This is a genomic window from Azospirillum sp. B2RO_4 (assembly GCF_051124815.1).
GTDB lineage: Bacteria > Pseudomonadota > Alphaproteobacteria > Azospirillales > Azospirillaceae > Azospirillum.
Map to the genome: position 1 here is coordinate 649,688 of NZ_CP118487.1, position 17,391 is coordinate 667,078.

At 66.3% G+C, this 17,391-nt stretch carries 14 protein-coding genes and 1 tRNA gene; 7 read left to right on the plus strand and 8 right to left on the minus strand.

The genetic code is table 11. From position 1 onward, the window contains the following. Nucleotides 1–161: 161 nt before the first annotated feature. Nucleotides 162–254 (minus strand) — tRNA-Ser (locus tag PWS46_RS20535). A gap of 282 nt (nt 255–536) precedes the next feature. On the opposite strand from PWS46_RS20535, the gene PWS46_RS20540 reads away from it, so the two are divergent. Next, nucleotides 537–773, plus strand: coding sequence for a hypothetical protein (locus PWS46_RS20540; RefSeq protein WP_014188024.1), 237 nt, complete (start codon nt 537–539; stop codon nt 771–773). A 55-nt stretch (nt 774–828) separates the two neighbouring features. On the opposite strand, the gene PWS46_RS20545 is transcribed toward PWS46_RS20540, so the two are convergent. Together PWS46_RS20545 and gatB are read right to left on the minus strand one after the other, a co-directional pair. Next, nucleotides 829–2,604 (minus strand): PAS domain-containing sensor histidine kinase, encoded by a 1,776-nt coding sequence (locus PWS46_RS20545; protein ID WP_434622511.1) that lies wholly within the window; start codon nt 2,602–2,604, stop codon nt 829–831. Nucleotides 2,605–2,769: 165 nt separating this feature from the next. Then, nucleotides 2,770–4,221 (minus strand): Asp-tRNA(Asn)/Glu-tRNA(Gln) amidotransferase subunit GatB, encoded by a 1,452-nt coding sequence (gene gatB / locus PWS46_RS20550; protein WP_434622513.1) that lies wholly within the window; start codon nt 4,219–4,221, stop codon nt 2,770–2,772. A gap of 243 nt (nt 4,222–4,464) precedes the next feature. On the opposite strand from gatB, the gene PWS46_RS20555 reads away from it, so the two are divergent. After that, complete coding sequence (locus PWS46_RS20555) at nt 4,465–5,205, plus strand: hypothetical protein (RefSeq protein WP_434622515.1); 741 nt, start codon at nt 4,465–4,467, stop codon at nt 5,203–5,205. Here the strand turns inward: PWS46_RS20555 and PWS46_RS20560 are convergent. Then, a complete protein-coding gene (locus PWS46_RS20560) occupies nt 5,186–6,445 on the minus strand; it encodes a diaminopropionate ammonia-lyase (protein ID WP_434622517.1) in 1,260 nt (419 codons plus the stop codon). The genes PWS46_RS20555 and PWS46_RS20560 overlap by 20 nt on opposite strands. A gap of 161 nt (nt 6,446–6,606) precedes the next feature. Further along, entirely contained in the window at nt 6,607–6,909 is a 303-nt protein-coding gene (gene fliN, locus PWS46_RS20565; RefSeq protein ID WP_085084056.1) for a flagellar motor switch protein FliN, read from the minus strand. 239 nt (nt 6,910–7,148) lie between these two features. Between fliN and PWS46_RS20570 the strand changes: the two genes are divergently transcribed. Further along, entirely contained in the window at nt 7,149–7,991 is an 843-nt protein-coding gene (locus tag PWS46_RS20570; protein ID WP_434622520.1) for a sulfurtransferase, read from the plus strand. Between the two features lies 1 nt (nt 7,992). Here PWS46_RS20570 and murJ read toward each other — a convergent pair whose 3' ends face one another. Next, on the minus strand, nt 7,993–9,543 hold the full coding sequence (murJ, locus tag PWS46_RS20575; RefSeq protein WP_434622522.1) for a murein biosynthesis integral membrane protein MurJ: 1,551 nt from the start codon (nt 9,541–9,543) through the stop codon (nt 7,993–7,995). 135 nt (nt 9,544–9,678) lie between these two features. Between murJ and PWS46_RS20580 the strand changes: the two genes are divergently transcribed. From PWS46_RS20580 to PWS46_RS20590, 3 genes are all read left to right on the plus strand, one after another. Beyond that, nucleotides 9,679–10,464, plus strand: coding sequence for an alpha/beta fold hydrolase (locus tag PWS46_RS20580; protein WP_434622524.1), 786 nt, complete (start codon nt 9,679–9,681; stop codon nt 10,462–10,464). A 147-nt stretch (nt 10,465–10,611) separates the two neighbouring features. Continuing rightward, the gene (gene eno, locus PWS46_RS20585; protein WP_434622526.1) at nt 10,612–11,889 is read left to right on the plus strand and encodes a phosphopyruvate hydratase; all 1,278 of its coding nucleotides are present in this window, start codon (nt 10,612–10,614) and stop codon (nt 11,887–11,889) included. A gap of 267 nt (nt 11,890–12,156) precedes the next feature. Continuing rightward, entirely contained in the window at nt 12,157–13,149 is a 993-nt protein-coding gene (locus PWS46_RS20590) for an acyltransferase family protein (protein WP_434622528.1), read from the plus strand. Between the two features lie 137 nt (nt 13,150–13,286). On the opposite strand, the gene PWS46_RS20595 is transcribed toward PWS46_RS20590, so the two are convergent. Both PWS46_RS20595 and PWS46_RS20600 read right to left on the minus strand, forming a co-directional pair. Next, complete coding sequence (locus PWS46_RS20595) at nt 13,287–14,351, minus strand: extracellular catalytic domain type 2 short-chain-length polyhydroxyalkanoate depolymerase (protein ID WP_434622530.1); 1,065 nt, start codon at nt 14,349–14,351, stop codon at nt 13,287–13,289. Between the two features lie 399 nt (nt 14,352–14,750). Then, complete coding sequence (locus PWS46_RS20600) at nt 14,751–15,374, minus strand: peroxiredoxin (RefSeq protein ID WP_434622532.1); 624 nt, start codon at nt 15,372–15,374, stop codon at nt 14,751–14,753. A 341-nt stretch (nt 15,375–15,715) separates the two neighbouring features. Here PWS46_RS20600 and PWS46_RS20605 point away from each other — a divergent pair, with 341 nt between their 5' ends. Next, nucleotides 15,716–17,344, plus strand: a complete 1,629-nt coding sequence (locus PWS46_RS20605) for a type I secretion system permease/ATPase (RefSeq protein WP_434622534.1) — start codon at nt 15,716–15,718, stop codon at nt 17,342–17,344. The last annotated feature ends 47 nt before the right edge of the window (nt 17,345–17,391 follow it).

Consider the following 17,391-nt stretch of genomic DNA (forward strand, 5'->3'; position numbering starts at 1 on the left):
CCTCCCGAGGATGGGGGATTTGTGCGCTGGCTTGCCGAACATTGGAAAGAGATCGTGCCCCGAATTGCTCCATCGCGCACCGATGGACCATGCACCATCGGCGCACGTCGAACATTTCAATCATTCGGGAAAATCAATGGCTTGGCATCTGCCAAGCAAGGTGGCGGAGGGGATGGGATTCGAACCCACGATAGGGCTTTAAACCCTATGACGGTTTAGCAAACCGTTGCCTTCAGCCACTCGGCCACCCCTCCAGCCAGTGCGGTTGCCCGTGGGGCACCGCTGGCGTGGGGAGCGTTCTAACGGCCGGCCGTAGCCTTGTCAACGCTTACGGATGCACAAATCCGCTTTTCCCGAAAATCGACAGAGAAGGACAAATCTGTATAAAATTTTAGGTACTTTTTAACGGAAGGCGGATATGATGCCACCATGAGCAATAAAAAGCCTGGGTGACGCACAACTCGGTCGCGCGGGGGCATCGCGAAGGCCCGCCCCGCCGGACAGTGACGCCGCACCCCGTCGCCGTGGAGGATGCCATGACCCTGTCACGCCGTTGCGCCGAAACGCTGATCGACCTTGTCGAGATCAAGCTGAGTTGCCTGGAGATCACCGACCGCGAGGACCAGCGCGAAAAGGAACTGCTGCAGCGCTGCGTGCAGGAACTGAACGCCGAACTGCGCGGGGAAAACGGTGCGCTTGCCAATTTCGCGGCCCCCAAGCGCCGCGGCCGGCGGCCCAAGCATCTGCAATTCCACGAACTGCACGTCGCCTGATCCCCCTGTCGCCTGAACCATCGCCGGTCGCCGCCTGACCGACCGCGGTTCCGCCTCAGCCCAAGGCCGGCTCCGCCGCCAGCACCGGCTGCATGGCCGGCGCCTCGCGCGGCAGCAGGATGGTGAAGCGGGTGCCCTGCCCCGGCCAGGACTGCACCGACACGGTGCCGCCCAGCGGGCCGGTGACGGTGTTGAACACGATGTGCAGCCCAAGACCCGACCCGCCCTGTCCGCGCTTGGTGGTGAAGAAGGGGTCGAAGACCTTCGACAGATGTTCCGGCGCGATGCCGGCGCCGTCGTCGATGAAGTCGATCCGCACCTTGTCGGCGCCATCCGGCTGGGCGGTGATCCTGATCGTGCCGGACGGCGTCTCCGACAGGCGCTCGCCGTCGCCATAGGCGTGGACGACGGCATTGATGACCAGATTGGTCAGCACCTGCCCCAGCGCGCCGGGGAAGCTGTCCATCGTCAGCTCGTCGTCGCACTCCACCGCCACCTTCAGGTTGGTGCGCTTCAGACGGGGCCGCAGCGAGAACAGCAGTTCGCGGATATAGCCGCCCAGCTCGAACACCCGCCGGTCGCCGGAGGACTGGTCGACCGCCACCTGCTTGAAGCTTTGCACCAGGGACGCCGCGCGGTCCATGTTGGCCATCAGCAGGCGGCTGCTTTCGCTCAAGCCATCCAGGAATTCCAGGAAATCCGAACGCCGCAGCGTGTTGCCGGCGAATCGGTCGCGCAGAGCCTGCGCCTGCTCGCCGATATGGCTGGCGGCGGTCAGGCCGATGCCGATGGGCGTGTTGATCTCGTGCGCCACGCCCGCCACCAGCTGGCCCAGCGAGGCCATGGTTTCGGCCTGGATCAGGCTTTCCTGTGCCTCCCGCAGGTCGGCCAGCGCCTGTTCGGCCTCCTCCCTGGCCTGGTTCATCGCCGACTCGGCGGCCTTGCGGTCGGTGATGTCGTAGAGCCAGGTCAGCAGCGCCGATTCGCCGTCCAGTTCGATGCTGTTCCACGAGGACAGCACCCAGACGACGCTGCCGTCCGGCCGGCGGAAACGGATTTCGGCGTTGCGGAAGGCGCCCTCGCGGTCGAACCGGGCGATCAGCGCCTCGCGGTCGGCGGGATCGGCATAGAGGTCCGCCACGGGCGAGCGCATCAGTTCCGCCCGGTCGCGCCCCATCAGCCGCACCGACTGGGCATTGCAGAACAGCCAACGGCCGTCGCGGGTGGTGACGTTCACCGCGATGGGCGCCGCCTCCATGATCTTCAGCAGCCGCTCCTCGCTGGCGCGCAGCCGCTCCTCCTGCCGCCGGGCTTCGGTGATGTCGGTCATGATGCCGGCATAGCGCACCGCGCGGCCGGCCTCGTCGCGGAAGGCGCGGCCCTTGGCGGCGATCCACACCCAACCGCCGGCCTCATGGCGCAGGCGGTAGGAATAGGCGTAGGCCGAGGTCTCCCCCGCCAGATGCGAGGCGATGTGGGCCAGCACCCGGTCGCGGTCCTCCGGATGCAGCCGCCGCTCCCAGAAATCGGGCGGCATGGCCGGCCGGCTGCGAAAGCCCAGCATGCGCGGGAAGGTGTCCGACCACCAGCAGGTGCCTGCCACCAGATCGGCGTCCCACACCGCCGCCCCGGTCGCCTCCAGCGCCATTTCCAGACGCTCGCCGATCTCCGGCTCGTGGAGGGGCGTCGCCGCGACCTTGCCGGATCCGGAGCCGGACAGGCCCGGCGGACGGCCGCCCATCCGGCGACCGGCATACCGGCCCAGCAGCACCCCGAGCAGACAGCCGGCCGCACCAGCCGCCAGCGCCACCATCACCGGCTCCGCCGCCATGGTTCCTCCACCGTTTCCAGCACTGTGACGATGGAAACCGGGAAAATTCAACTGCGGCTTTACCGTACAGACGGACAGTACCCAAGAAAAAAGCCTCTCCGCTGGACGGAGAGGCTTTCTTTCGGACAAAGCGGCGATTTCGCCCCGCCAATAGGCTGTGGCCGCTTAGCCTTTCAGCTTCTTGGTCAGGATTTCGTTTACCATGGCCGGGTTGGCCTTGCCCTGGGTCGCCTTCATCACCTGGCCGACGAAGAAGCCGAACAGCTTGTCCTTGCCGCTGCGGAATTCCGCCACCTTGTCGGGGTTGGCGGCCAGGACGGCGTCGATCGAGCCTTCGATGGCGCCGGTGTCGGTGACCTGGCGCAGACCCTTCTTCTCGACGATGTCGGCGGCCTTCTCGCCGGTCTCGAACATCGCTTCGAAGACTTCCTTGGCGATGCGGCCGGAGATGGTGTTGTCGGCGATCAGGTCGATCAGGCCGCCGAGATTCTCGGCCGACACCGGGCTTTCCTCGATCTCCTTGCCGGCCTTGTTCAGATAGCCGAACAGCTCGCCGGTGACCCAGTTGGAGGCCAGCTTCGGATCGCGGCCCTTGGCCACCGCCTCGAAATAGTCGGCCTTCGACTTCTCGGAGACCAGCACGCCGGCGTCATAGACCGACAGCTTGTAGTCTTCGATGAAGCGGGCCTTCTTGTCGTCCGGCAGTTCGGGCAGCGTCTTCTTGATGTCCTCCACCCATTCCGGGTCGAGTTCCAGCGGCAGCAGGTCGGGGTCGGGGAAATAGCGGTAGTCGTGCGCCTCTTCCTTCGACCGCATGGAGCGGGTCACGAACTTGGTCGTGTCCCACAGCCGGGTCTCCTGGTCGATCTTGCCGCCTTCCTCGATGATCTCGATCTGGCGGCGGGCTTCGTACTCGATCGCCTGCATGACGAAGCGGATCGAGTTGACGTTCTTGATCTCGCAGCGCGTGCCGAAGGGATCGCCCGGCTTGCGCACCGACACGTTGACGTCGCAGCGCATGGAGCCTTCCTCCATGTTGCCGTCGCAGGTGCCGAGATAGCGCAGGATCGACCGCAGCTTGCGCACATAGGCGCCGGCCTCCTCCGAGCTGCGCATGTCGGGTTCCGACACGATCTCCATCAGCGCCACGCCCGACCGGTTCAGGTCGATGTAGGTCTTGGACGGGTGCTGGTCGTGCAGCGACTTGCCGGCGTCCTGCTCCAGGTGCAGGCGCGTGACGCCGACGGTGCGGCTGGTGCCGTCCGGCAGGTCCAGCACGATCTCGCCCTTGCCGACGATCGGCTGCAGGAACTGGCTGATCTGATAGCCCTGCGGCAGATCGGCGTAGAAGTAGTTCTTGCGGTCGAAGACCGAGTTCAGGTTGATCTGCGCCTTCAGGCCCAGACCGGTGCGCACCGCCTGCTCGACGCAATATTCGTTGATGACGGGCAGCATGCCGGGGAACGCGGCGTCGACGAAGCTGACCTGGCTGTTCGGCGCGGCCCCGAATTCGGTGGCGGAGCCGGAAAACAGCTTCGCGTTCGAAATCACCTGGGCATGGACCTCAAGCCCGATCACGACTTCCCAATCGCCCGTTTCACCCTGGATGTACGACATCGTTCCGCTCTTCGACGTTCACGGCACGGGACCGGACGGGCGCGCCCCGGAAAAGGGCGCCCCGGCCATACCCTTGGAATCCTGTTTCTTCTAACGCCCTTTGCGCCCGCGCGCACGCTTTATCGCGCCGCCGCCTTCCTGCCCCGGCCCATACCACGATTGTGCGGCCGGCCACAGACGCCTCGTTAACCTTCATGCAAGCTTTGCCCGCCACGCTGAACCGGACGAGCGCGGGAGGGTCTGATGTCGGTGCGAAAGCTGCTGCGGAAGGTCGGGTTCGGTGTCGGTCTGGGCGCACTGCTGATGGCGGGCACCACCGTCGGCCATGCCGCCACCCGGCCCGACGGCCTATCGCTCGGCACGGCCGGCCCCGCCCCAGTCACCGTGAACCCCGTCGTCGTGACCCCCGTCACCGTCAACCCGGCCCCCGCCGCGCCCTCCCCGTCCGACTATCCCGATGCCGCCATGTCCCGCGACGACCAGGGCGACATCACCATCCTGCGGCTGGACGGCATCATCACGCCGGGGGCGGAGCGCAGCTTCGTCGATGCCCTGCGCGCCCTGCCGGCCCGTCGCCCGCTGGTGATTGAACTGTCGAGCCCGGGCGGCTTCACCGCCGCCGGTTACCGGATGATCGACGCCGTGCTGGCCGAACGCCGGGGTGGGCGGCCGGTCGCCACCCGGGTGCGCGACGGCGAGTCCTGCGAAAGCATGTGCGTCGGCCTCTATCTGGCCGGATATCCGCGCTATGCCGCCCCGCGGGCGGAGTTCATGGTGCATGCGCCGCGCATGGCGGAGAATGGCCGGATGACGCTCCGCTCGACCCGGATGATGGTGGACCGTCTGGTGTCGCTCGGCGCCTCGCCGGCCTGGGTTCAGCGGGTGACGGCGGAGGGCGGTTTCTCCGGTGCCCGCGATTACCGCGAGACCGCCGACCGGCTGAGCGCCGACGGCGCCAACATCGTCACCGACCTGCTGCGCTGACCAGACCTTCGGCGACCGCCTCGGGCGTACGGCCGACGATCCGCTCGTAAACCTCCGGGTCGGTCGCCCCCTCGGTCCCGAACACCAGCACGCGGGCGTCGGGCATGAGGCCCAGCGCGCGCCGGGTCTCCTCATGGGCCGCGGCGCAGAGCAGTCCTGCCAGCCCGGCGACACCGGATTCGCCGGCCACCACCGGACGGCCGCCATGCCTGCCGTCTGCCAGCTTGCGCATGGCGGCGATCGCCCCTTCGTCGGGAATGGTCAGGAAATCGTCGGCGCCGCGCTCCAGGATCGCCCAGGCCAGCAGCGAGACCTCGCCGCAGGCAAGCCCGGCCATCACCGTGTCCAGGTCACCTTCCGACCGCACCGGACGCCCGGCCACCGCGCTCTGATACAGGCAGTCGGCGCTGTGCGGCTCCACCACCACGAAGCGCGGGCGCTGGCGGCCCCAGCTTTCCCACAGATGGCCGCAGACCGCGGCGGGCAGCGCGCCGACGCCGCCCTGCACGAAGACATGGGTCGGCCGCTCGCTGGCGGGCAGCTGCGAGATCGCCTCCTCCACCATCATGGTGTAGCCCTGCATCACGTCGCGCGGCACATCCATATAGCCGGTGTAGGATGTGTCGGAGACGACGAACCAGCCCTGCTCCGCCGCATCGGCGGCGGCCCGGCGAACCGCGTCGTCGTACGACCCGTCGACCACCACCACCCGCGCCCCGTACGCCTCTATGGCGTCACGGCGGCCGGGCGTACAGGCGGCGGGAACGTACACCACGCAATTGCAGCCGAACACCTGCGCGCCCCAGGCGACCGACCGGCCATGGTTGCCGTCGGTCGCCGTGGTGACGGTCAGCGTCCGCGTCACCTTGGCATAGCGGCCGACCACGAGGTCCAGCGCCGTCACCGGCACGCCCGGCACCCGCGCCGTCACCTCCCGCGCCAGCAGCCGCAGCACGGCGTACGCCCCGCCCAGCGCCTTGAAGCTGCCGAGCGCGAAACGGGCGCTTTCGTCCTTGTACCAGATGCGGTCGATCCCGGCCTCCCGCGCCAGTCCCGACAGGGAGCGCAGCGGGGTGGGCGCATAGCCGGGCCAGGCGCCGATCTCCGCCATCGCCTCCTCGAAGGCGGCGCGGCTGAGGATCGCGCGTTCCGACGGGCCATAGACCCGCTCATGGTCGGCTTTCGGGTTCGAAAAATGGCGCGGCAGGCAGGAGGATGGCGAGACGGCGTGGTGGGGCATGGCTTCGCTCTCCGGGCCGGCGATGCCGTCGGCGACGGCACATCCCACGACCACCCATAACGAGACCAAAAGCCACCGCCCGCCGTCAAGACGCCAGCGCTGGCGCGGCTGCTACCGAATGAAGCATTACCAAAGGTGGGCCCAATGCCGGGACGCTGCGCTCAGCGCTTCCATTCGCGGCTGGACTTGATGAAGTCGGTCAGGGTGACGCCGATCTTGTCGTCGATGATCGCCACCTCGCCGCGGGCGACCAGCACGCCTTCGACATAGACGTCGGTCGGATCCTTCAGGTGGCGGTCGAGTTCCACGACGGCGCCGCGGCCCAGCTTCAGCAGGTCGCGGACGCGGAGCATGGCGGTGCCGATGACGACCTTGATCTCCACCGGCGCATCGCCGATGGCGAAGGACGAGGCGTCGCCGTCGTTGGGATCGGCGGCGCCGAGCAGGTCGTCGATGTTGGCCATGGCTGTCCAAGCTCCCGCGCCGGAAATGGCGCCTTCTTACACGAACGGGACATCCTACACCCCGGACGGGTTACCCGGCAACGCCACCGACCGATGGGGATTGCGACAAGATTGGGCTTTTCCCGTACCGGCGCTTCGCCCACACTGTCGACCCTGCCCGCCTGCCGGTCCTTTCGTTGTCGCTTCGCAACGATCCAGGCACCGCAGGGCATCGACCAACCGGAACCGGGTTCACCCTGATGACCGACAACAGCATTTCCCCGCTTGTGGACGCTTCCTGGCTGAAAAGCCGGCTCGACAGCCCCGGCATCGTCGTCCTCGACGTGCGGACCCCGCCTGCCAGCGGCTTCGTTCCGGGAGCGGTTCATTCCGACTATGCAACGGCCGGCTGGCGGACTGTGGTCGGCGGCGGCGCCGGGATGTTGCCGGAGCCGGATGTGCTGGCCGGGCTGATCGGCGGACTGGGGATCGGCAACGCCGACCATGTGGTTCTGGTGGCGGCCGGCGCCAACGCATCGGACATGGGCAACGCCACCCGCGTCTATTGGACCTTCAAGATGCTGGGCCATGACGCGGTGTCGGTGCTGGACGGCGGTTTCACCGCCTGGACCGCGGCCGGCGGCCCGGTCGAACCGCAGCCGGCGGTGCGCAAGCCGGCGACCTTCACCGTCCACCCGCGCGCCGACCTGCGCGCCACCGTGGAGCAGGTCGAGGCGGCGGTGCAGGCCGGCGGCACGCCGCTGCACGACGCCCGTTCGGCCGAGCAGTTCGCCGGCAAGGCCAAGAGCCCGCAGGCCCGCGCCGCCGGCACCATCCCCGGCGCCGTCAATCTCGACATCGCCGCCCTCTTCTCCCCGGCGGAGCACCGCTTCGCCTCGCCCGACGCGGTGAAGGCGATGGCCGATAAGGCGGGGCTGCCGCTGCGCGACCAGCCCATCACCTTCTGCAACACCGGCCACCTCGCCTCGGTGTCCTGGTTCGCGCTGAGCGAGATCGCCGGCGTGCCCGGCGTGCGGCTCTATGACGGCTCCATGTCGGAATGGAGCGCCGATCCGCAGCGTCCGTTGCAGACCGAAGGCTGAGCTACGCCTTCGACCGGCGGCGGCGCAGACGGCCGAGGTCGCTGCGCCGCACCAGCCCCAGCAGGACGGCGGCGACGGCATAGACGGCCAGACCGACGACCGCCAGCACCACCAGCCCGCCCAGCCGCTCGATTACGCCGATGGCGCCCAGCCAGGGGGCCAGCCGCTCCGTCGCCAGCCACAGCGCACCGGCCATGGCTGCGGCGGCAATCGCCATGCGCGGCAGGTTGCGGGTCAGCCGCGCATCGGCCCGGAACAGGCCGCGCCGGTGCAGAAGCAGCGCCAGCAAGCCGGCATTCACCCAGGCGCCGACGGAGGTGGCGACCGCCAGTCCGACCTGTGCCAGCGGCCCCATCAACGCCAGCTTCAGCGCCACATTGATGCCGACCGCCGCCAGCGCCACCCGCACCGGCGTTGCCGTGTCGTGGCGGGCGTAGAAGCCGTTGACCAGGCTGCGGATCACCACGAAGGCCGGCAGCCCCAGCGCATAGGCCTGCAGCGTGAGGGCCGAGGCGGCGGCGTCCGACGGGCCGAAGGCGCCGCGCTGGAACAGCACCGACAGGATCGGCGTGCCCGCCACCAGGAAGGCGACGGCCGCCGGCAGGGTCAGCACCAGCGACAGCTCGATGGCGCGGTTCTGGCTGTCGACCGCGCCGGCCTCGTCGCCGCTCTTGATCCGCTTGGACATTTCCGGAAGCAGAACGGTCCCGACCGCGATGCCGATCACCCCCAGCGGCAACTGGTTCAGCCGGTCGGCGTAATAGAGGTAGGACACCGCGCCGGTCGGCAGGGCGGACGCGATCAGCGTGTCGGCGAACAGGCTGATCTGGGTCAGCCCGGACCCCAGCGCCGCCGGCCCCAGCACCGTCAGGAAGCGCTTCACGTCGGGCGACAGCCGCGGCATCACCGGCCGCAGCGTCATGTCGGCCCGCCGGGCGTCCCAGGCCAGATAGAGGAACTGCGCCACACCCGACGCCAGCACGCCCCAGGACAGCGCATGGCCCGCCGTCGGCATCAACGGCGTGCCGACCACCAGCGCCGCGATCAGGCAGAGGTTCATCAGGATCGGCGCCGCCGCCGCCGCGCCGAAGCGGCTCATGCTGTTCAGCACGCCGCCATAGAGCGAGACCAGGGAAATCAGCAGCAGGTAGGGGAAGGTGATGCTGGTGAACAGCACCGCCAGCCGGAACTTCTCCGGGTCGTCGGCGAAGCCGGGGGCGAAGACCGTCATGAACTGCGGCATGAAGGCCAGCACCGCCAGCAGCAGCACCATCTGCACGATGACCAGCAGGGTCATCACCTCGTCGGCGAAGCGGCGCGCGGCTGCGGCGCCGTCCTGCACCAGCTTGCCCGAGAACAGCGGCACGAAGGCGGAGTTGAAGGCGCCCTCCGCGAACAGCGCGCGGAAATGGTTCGGCAGCCGAAAGGCGACGAAGAAGGCGTCGGCCACCGGCCCCGCCCCCAACAGCGCCGCGGTCAGCACGTCGCGCAGGAAACCGAGCACCCGGCTGGCCAGGGTCAGGCCGCCGACGGACAGGATATGACGGAACACGATGGCTGGGTCGCTCTTGTGGTGCAGAATTAGCCCGGCGGCATCCTAGCGATGCGCCCGCGTTCGTCATAGGATCGCCGCCCGCATCCGTCCAGAGCGCATCTCCAGTCACCCAATCGGTCAAAGGTCCCCGACATGCCGCAGCAGCAAGCCCTCCCCCTGACCTATCTGGAAGCCGGCGAAGCCAATGGCGGAACGCCGATGCTGGTCCTGCACGGCCTGTTCGGCTCGGCCCGCAACTGGCAGACGCTGGCCCGCCGCTTCGGCGAGCAGCACCGGGTCTATGCGCTGGACCTGCGCAACCACGGCGGCGCGCCCTGGGCGGAGAGCATGAGCTACCCCGACATGGCGGCCGACGTGCTGCGCTTCCTCGACGACCGCGGCTTCGCCCGCGCCACCGTGGTCGGCCATTCGATGGGCGGCAAAGCCGCTATGGCGCTGGCTCTCGCCCATCCCGACCGGGTGGAGAGGCTGGTGGTCGCCGACATCGCCCCCGTCGCCTACACCCACACCCACGCCCCCTATGTCGCCGCGATGAAGGCCGCGAAGCTGGAGGGCGTCACCCGCCGGCCGGAGGTGGAGGCCCAACTGGCCGACGCCGTGCCGGAGGCGCCGCTGCGCTCCTTCCTGATGCAGAATCTGGTGCTGGAGAACGGCGTCTTCTCCTGGCGGATCAACCTCGATTCCATCGCCGCGAACATGGAGGGGCTGATCGGCTTCCCCGATTTCGCCGGTGCCCGCTATGACGGCCCCACCCTGTTCATCGGCGGCGGCACGTCGGACTACATCCGGCCGGAGAATCACGACGCCATCCGCCACTATTTCCCCAAGGCGGAAATCCGCATGATCGAGGGGGTCGGGCATTGGCTGCATGCCGAACGTCCGGCCGAATTCGCGGCGCTGGTGGAGGGATTCCTCTGATTTCCGCGGCAAAACCCCGCATTTTCGCGTGGTTGTAAGCCGAAGCAGATATTGCATCGCCCGGACGTCGGGGCTATCAAGCCTGCGCGCCTTAAAACGCGGCCTGCGAGACAACGCGGCTGCCATTCCTCGAAGGATCGACCGACCATGAGCGTCATCACCGAGATTCACGCCCGCGAAATCCTGGACAGCCGCGGCAACCCGACCGTGGAAGTCGACGTTGCGCTGGACAGCGGCGCCTTCGGCCGCGCCGCGGTGCCGTCGGGCGCCTCCACCGGCGCCCATGAGGCGGTCGAACTGCGCGACGGCGACAAAGCCCGCTTCGGCGGCAAGGGCGTGCTGAAGGCGGTCGAATCGGTCAACGGCGAGATTTACGACGCGCTCGCCGGCCTGGACGCCGACGACCAGCGCGCCATTGACCTCGCCATGATCGACCTGGACGGCACCGAGAACAAGAGCCGTCTCGGCGCCAACGCCATCCTGGGCGTGTCGCTGGCTGTCGCCCGCGCGGCGGCCGAGGATGCCGGCCTGCCGCTCTACCGCTATGTCGGCGGCGCCTTCGCCTCGCTGCTGCCGGTGCCGATGATGAACATCATCAACGGCGGCGCCCATGCCGACAACCCGATCGACATCCAGGAATTCATGATCATGCCGGTGGGTGCCGAGACCGGCGCCGACGCCATCCGCATGGGCTCCGAGATCTTCCAGTCGCTGAAGAAGAAGCTGAAGGACGCCGGCCACAACACCAATGTCGGCGACGAGGGCGGCTTCGCCCCCAACATCGGCTCCACCGACGAGGCGCTGGGCTTCGTCATGAAGGCGATCGAGGCCGCCGGCTACAAGCCGGGCGACGACGTCATGCTGGCGCTCGACGCCGCCTCGACCGAGTTCTTCAAGAACGGCAAGTACGAGCTCGCCGGCGAAGGCAAGTCGCTGTCGCCGGAGCAGATGGTCGCCTACTGGTCCGATCTGGTCGGCCGCTTCCCGATCATCTCGATCGAGGACGGCATGGCGGAAGACGACTGGGAAGGCTGGAAGGCGCTGACCGACGCCATCGGCAGCAAGGTGCAGCTGGTCGGCGACGATCTGTTCGTCACCAACCCCAAGCGTCTGGCCCAGGGCATCAAACAGGGTGTCGCCAACTCGATCCTGGTGAAGGTGAACCAGATCGGCACGCTGTCGGAGACGCTGGAAGCGGTGGATATGGCGCACAAGGCCGGCTACACCGCCGTCCTGTCGCACCGCTCGGGCGAGACCGAGGACAGCACCATCGCCGATCTGGCGGTCGCCACCAACTGCGGCCAGATCAAGACCGGCTCGCTCAGCCGGTCCGACCGCCTCGCCAAGTACAACCAGCTGATCCGCATCGAGGAGCAGTTGGGCGTGGCCGCCCGCTTCGCCGGCCGCGGCATCCTGAAGGCTTGATTGCGCTGATGTGAAAAAGCCCCTCTCCGGGTTGCCGGAGAGGGGCTTTCTTTTATCAGCCCATCGCTCATTCGTCGTGGAAAGCATAATAAAACTATGGTTTTCAACGGATCGCGTTGTGCAGAGAAGTCAAACCCGAAAGACAGCAAGATACCGCGATCATTGACTAAACGAGATTTGAGTGTTTGCGCGCACAGACCAAGCCACAATTACCAGATTTCGAATAGAATCGATATAATTCAAGCCTATCGCGCAGTAGCAGCGATCATGGTTGTATTATATCACATTCTGATAACTTCTCCTTCATTTTCCTATCATGAATTTCCGTTTCTTTTCACAGCGATATCTGAGAAAAGTTATATCGGCGTTGATTTCTTTTTTGTATTGTCAGGCTTCATTATCCTCACCGCCCATTATGAAAATGAAGAAGGACTCTCTTCTTTAAAACGCTATTCCATAAAAAGATTGATCCGCATATTCTCGCCTTTTCTGCCGATATCTGTGTTTCTTGTTACTGCTTATTCCATAAATCCGCATATCGGAATCGCAGAAAGGAAAAATTTCAGCGTCCTTTCTTCTCTGTTTCTGATTCCTGCCCCAAGGCCTCCTGCACTTCCCGCTTCGTGGACATTGATCCACGAAATGGTTTTTTACACCATATTCTCACTATATTTTCTGTGTAGGAAATACTTCCTTGCCGCAATTTCTGTATGGGCTATAATAATAGCGGCAAGATTGCCAGTTCACTGGGAGTTTTTTACCGGCCTAACCTTTGAAAGGTTTCTTGGCCCCATCAATCTGGAGTTCATGGGCGGTCTGGTCTGTGCGTATATTTGGCGGAAAGTGGATGCCGGTCGGACAGCCGGCAGCGTGCTGCTTCTGGCAGGCGTTATCAGCTTTGCGGGTGTCCTCTGCCTCGACTTGCCCAAAATGCGCTGGCTTCTCCTGTTCCCGTTCTCCCTCATTCTGCTGGGTGGATGTTACCTCGAGAAGGCTGGAGCCATCAGAACGCCACGCCTGTTCCTGCTTCTGGGCGATGCGAGCTACGCCATCTATCTCATTCACATGCCGCTGTTTTCCCTCGTGTTCCGGGCGGTTCCGGCGCTCAACAGGCATACGGTCAAGCTCGGCACGGCGAATGAATGGGCCATGACGGCCTTCGCGGCGCTCATCGCATCCATCCTCGTGGGCGTGTTGTACCACCGGCTTTACGAACGTCCCGTCATCCGCTTCCTGCATCGCAAGGCTTTGAGCCCGTGATGTCACCGGCGGCAAGCCAAGCCCTGTCGGGCTCGCGAAGTCCGACAATTGGATATCGAACCAACTGCCGGACTCCGGATGTTTGATACTCAAGTCCGACTTTCAGGGCGTTTCATGCCGGGGAAGCCCTGGCCTGATCACTCCCCGGCCAGCGCCCCGATCATCTTGCGGACGGCGGTCATCTGGAAGCCGCCCTTGCGGGCGAAGTCGTAGCCGGTGTAGCCGAACCAGTCCCAGCAGGCCTTGGGGTTGGAAGACTGCTTGGCGTCGCCGTCGATCTGCGGGTACAGCACGACGATGTTGTTGACGTCGGCCCAACGGTTGTAGCCGGCATGGACTGCAAAATGATCGCCGATCAGGTTCGACGCCATCTTGCAGCCATGGAAGGCGACATGGATGCGGCAGGTCTGCCTGCCGCCCTCGCAGGCCTCCGGAACATAGATGTAGCCGGTCTTGGCCATGCCGCTGCGGCTGGTGTCGCCGACGAAGGGCGCCTGGTTGAACAGCTGCGGCTGGCGGGCCGCGGCCGGGGCGTTCGGAATCCTGGCGTCGGCGTAGAAGAAGCGGACGATGGCGCCGGCCTGATCATACTGGCAGTTGTTGATGTATTCGCTCTTCTCATTCTCCTTCGGGATGAAATCGCAGGCGGCGCCATAGCCATCGGTGATGTAGGCATGCGCCGCCTTCGGCAGCTTCACATAGGTGAAATTGGCGTCCGTCACGCCCAGCGCCTTGTAGAACTGCTCGGTGGCGTCGGCGACCGGGCGCTTCACCGTCACGTCGTTGTCGCCGTTGAACAGGTAGATCTTCGACTGCGCCATGTTGGCCAGCGGGTCGATGTCTTTGGCCTTCTCGCGCGCCTTGGCGTTGGCGACCAGCGCGTCGACATTGGGAGCCCCCATCGCCACATCCATGCAGCGCTTCAGCGCCACCACCGCCGGGGCGATGCCGCCCTCCGACACCTCGGCACAGTCATAGGGACCGCCGGCGACGAGACCGGCCGCCTTGACCAGCCCCGAATAGGCGACCTGGAACTGCCCGGCCATATAGGCGCCGGAGGAGATGCCCGACACCGTGGTCTGCGCCGGGTCGATCTTCAGCTTCAGATCCGACAGCTTGACTTGGGCGGCCGCCGGAAGCGGCGCCAGGACGACGAGCGCCGCCAGCGCGGACTTCAAAATGACTTGCTTGGAAATGCTCATGGGAGGGTCACCTTTGCCCTGCTAGGGATATCAACGTCGCATGGACAGCGGCGATCTGCGCCCCGCCCCTTCGTCGCGTCATCCGTCCCCGCCGTGCCGATTCCGTCCCGGCAAGCCGGGCCGCGCACGATCAGATTGTTGCCGGCCGGCCCTGGGGCTGGAACCGTGGCCGAAGCCTGCACGGAGGGTAGCAATGCAATGTTGATTGTCTAATAAAAAGAATATCGACTGCAATAATACACGCATTCATACGCAATTCCGCGCCCTGCCGCCGCCGGTGCCGCAGGCGCGGTGTGGTCATGGAAAAGGCCGGCGGAGCCTTCGCCCCGCCGGCCTTTCGCCTTGTACCCTGCATCCCGCCCCGCTTTCCGGCCCCCGGTGGGCGCCGAATCGGGCGGCTCAGCTCCGCAAGTAGGCCAGGACGGTTTCCGGCGAGGATTCGCCATAGGGATCGCCGTTCTCGCCCTCGTCGTTGATGCCCGGCTCCTCGAAGAACTTTTCGATGACGCCGTCCTTCACGACCATGGCATAGCGCCAGGACCGGTGGCCGAAGCCGACATGGTCCTTGTCGATCAGCATGCCCATGCGGCGGGTGAAATGGCCCGATCCGTCGGGGATCAGCTTCACCTTCTTCAGGTTCAGGCTCTTGCCCCACTGGTACATGACGAAGGCGTCGTTGACGCTGAGGCAATAGACCTCGTCGATGCCGAGATTCTTGAAATCGTCATAGAGCCGCTCGAAGGCCGGGCACTGCTCGTTGGAGCAGGTCGGCGTGAAGGCGCCGGGCAGGGAGAACACCACCACCCGCTTGCCCTGGAACAGCTCGTCGCTCCGCACATCCTGCCAACGGAACGGGTTGGGTCCGCCGACGCTCTCGTCGCGCACGCGGGTCTTGAACACCACCGAGGGGACCTTGCGCCCTTCCATCATCTTCTCCGGCTGTGGTTGGGGTGGACCGGCGGAATCGCCGCCGCGGGCAACGATAGCGGCAATGACCGCCGCCACCAACCGGCCATAGGTCATGCGTCCCGGGCCGCCAAGCGGGGCAAATCACCCCGAAAGACCAGACAATACCGGAGTAAGTCTGCGCAAAAGTGGTGGCATCCGGTGGCAATCCTGTGACGTCCCCGAATGTTAAGGTCCCATTTACCAAGAAGGCGTTCTCTGACCTCGCCTGCATCCAGTGGGCACTGCGCCGACCGGTGACAATTGGAGGGCTGTTCATGCCTGTTTCGACCAAGACCAACTCTTTGCGACAGCCCGGCAACAATAAGCCGGAAGCCGCATTCAATCGCGGTTATTTCTCCAGGATACTCGTTAGTACATTTGTCTTCAGCGCCACCATCAATGCGCTGATGCTTGCCATGCCGCTTTATTCGCTTCAGGTGTTCAGCCGCGCCATTCCGTCGGGCAATTACGACACCCTGATCATGCTGACGCTCATCGTCGTCCTCGCGCTGACGCTGAGCGGTTTGCTGGAGATGGTGCGCTCGCGCCTGCTGGCCCGTGCCGGCAACGCGCTGGAGGTGCGGTGGCGCCGCCGGCTGACCGCCGACGCACTGGACGCCGCCGGCCGCGGCCGGCCGGACAACGGCCCGCTCGCCGACCTGATGGAGCTGAAGGGCGCCTTCTCGCGCCCGTCGCTGCCGGCACTGATGGATCTGCCCTGGGCGCCGCTCTACGTCATCGGCATCTACGTCATCCACCCGATGCTGGCGTTGGTGCTGGTGGTGTCGATGCTGATCATGACGGTGATGGGCTGGATCGGCTACATGGCCGTCAAGGACATCAACGACGAGAGCAAGCTGCCGGCCGGCCGCGCCCAGAAGCTGTTCGAGGCGCTGGCCTCGCGCTCCGACACCGTGCGCGGCCTGCGCATGGGCAACGCCTCGCTGGACGCCGTCAACCGCGACTTCCTGACCGCCAGCGCCATGCAGGGCCAGGGTTACGAGCGCAGCGCCGCCATCGGCGCCGCCACCAAGTGGGTCCGCATGGTCCTGCAGATTTCCGTCACCGCCATCGGTGCCTGGCTGGTCATCGAGCAGCACCTGTCCTTCGGCGGCATGATCGCCACCTCGATGCTGGTCGGCCGCGGTCTCGCCCCGATCGAGCAGACCGCCGGCGCCTGGGGCGGGCTGGTCCGCTCCGCCCAGGCCGTCCGCCGCCTGCTGCCGCTGCTGAAGCGCCTGTCGCGTGAGCCGGAGCGTCCCTCCGTGCCCGTCGAGAGCGAGCGCCTGACCGTCGAGAACCTGCTGTTCGTCTCCCCCCGCGACCAGAAGCCGATCCTGCGCAGCGTCACCCTGTCGGTCGAGCCGGGCGAGACCGTCTGCATCGCCGGCCCCAACCGCTCGGGCAAGTCGGTTCTGGCCCGCCTGCTGGCCGGTGTCGCCCTGCCGTCGGCCGGTACGGTGCGCCTCGGCGGCCTGTCCGTCGCCACCCTGACCCCCGACAGCCCCGAACAGGGCATCGGCTACCTGCCGCAGCAGGTCGATCTTCTGCCCGGCAGCATCGCCGACAACATCGCCCGCTTCACCAGCGCCACCCGCGAACAGGTGGAGGAGGCCGCCAAGGCCGTCGGCATCCACGAGTGGATCGAAAGCCTGCCCATGGGCTACGAGACCGAGGTCAACGATCCGCTGTCCCCGATCACCGGCGCCAGCGCCCGCCTGATCGGCATCGCCCGCGCCGCCTTCGGCCAGCCGCCGCTGCTGGTGCTGGACGAGCCGACCGCCGGCCTGGACGAGCTGGGCATCAAGGCGGTCCGCGCCTTCGTCGCGGCCTGCAAGGAGCGCGGGGCGACCACCATCGTCATGACCCACGCCCCGATCTTCGTCGACATGGCCGACCACACCTATGTCCTGAAGAACGGCATGGCGATGGAGCTGCCGCGTCCCGACCAGCAGCAGGCCCAGCCCGGCGCCGTCAACCTCGCCCGCCTCCGCAATCTCGGCCCTCAGGGTCCGTCCGCCGCCACGGCGGGGGCCGCCGGCTGACCGCCGGCACCGCCCTCAGACCTGAGCACCCGGCACGACCCGACAGA

Excerpts from the sequence above, each read along its gene's own strand:
- PWS46_RS20540 (WP_014188024.1), top strand. The coding sequence starts at position 537 with ATGACCCTGTCACGCCGTTGCGCCGAAACGCTGATCGACCTTGTCGAG.
- PWS46_RS20545 (WP_434622511.1), bottom strand. The coding sequence starts at position 2,604 with ATGGCGGCGGAGCCGGTGATGGTGGCGCTGGCGGCTGGTGCGGCCGGC.
- gatB (WP_434622513.1), bottom strand. The coding sequence starts at position 4,221 with ATGTCGTACATCCAGGGTGAAACGGGCGATTGGGAAGTCGTGATCGGG.
- PWS46_RS20555 (WP_434622515.1), top strand. The coding sequence starts at position 4,465 with ATGTCGGTGCGAAAGCTGCTGCGGAAGGTCGGGTTCGGTGTCGGTCTG.
- PWS46_RS20560 (WP_434622517.1), bottom strand. The coding sequence starts at position 6,445 with ATGCCCCACCACGCCGTCTCGCCATCCTCCTGCCTGCCGCGCCATTTT.
- fliN (WP_085084056.1), bottom strand. The coding sequence starts at position 6,909 with ATGGCCAACATCGACGACCTGCTCGGCGCCGCCGATCCCAACGACGGC.
- PWS46_RS20570 (WP_434622520.1), top strand. The coding sequence starts at position 7,149 with ATGACCGACAACAGCATTTCCCCGCTTGTGGACGCTTCCTGGCTGAAA.
- PWS46_RS20580 (WP_434622524.1), top strand. The coding sequence starts at position 9,679 with ATGCCGCAGCAGCAAGCCCTCCCCCTGACCTATCTGGAAGCCGGCGAA.
- eno (WP_434622526.1), top strand. The coding sequence starts at position 10,612 with ATGAGCGTCATCACCGAGATTCACGCCCGCGAAATCCTGGACAGCCGC.
- PWS46_RS20590 (WP_434622528.1), top strand. The coding sequence starts at position 12,157 with ATGGTTGTATTATATCACATTCTGATAACTTCTCCTTCATTTTCCTAT.
- PWS46_RS20595 (WP_434622530.1), bottom strand. The coding sequence starts at position 14,351 with ATGAGCATTTCCAAGCAAGTCATTTTGAAGTCCGCGCTGGCGGCGCTC.
- PWS46_RS20600 (WP_434622532.1), bottom strand. The coding sequence starts at position 15,374 with ATGACCTATGGCCGGTTGGTGGCGGCGGTCATTGCCGCTATCGTTGCC.
- PWS46_RS20605 (WP_434622534.1), top strand. The coding sequence starts at position 15,716 with ATGCCGCTTTATTCGCTTCAGGTGTTCAGCCGCGCCATTCCGTCGGGC.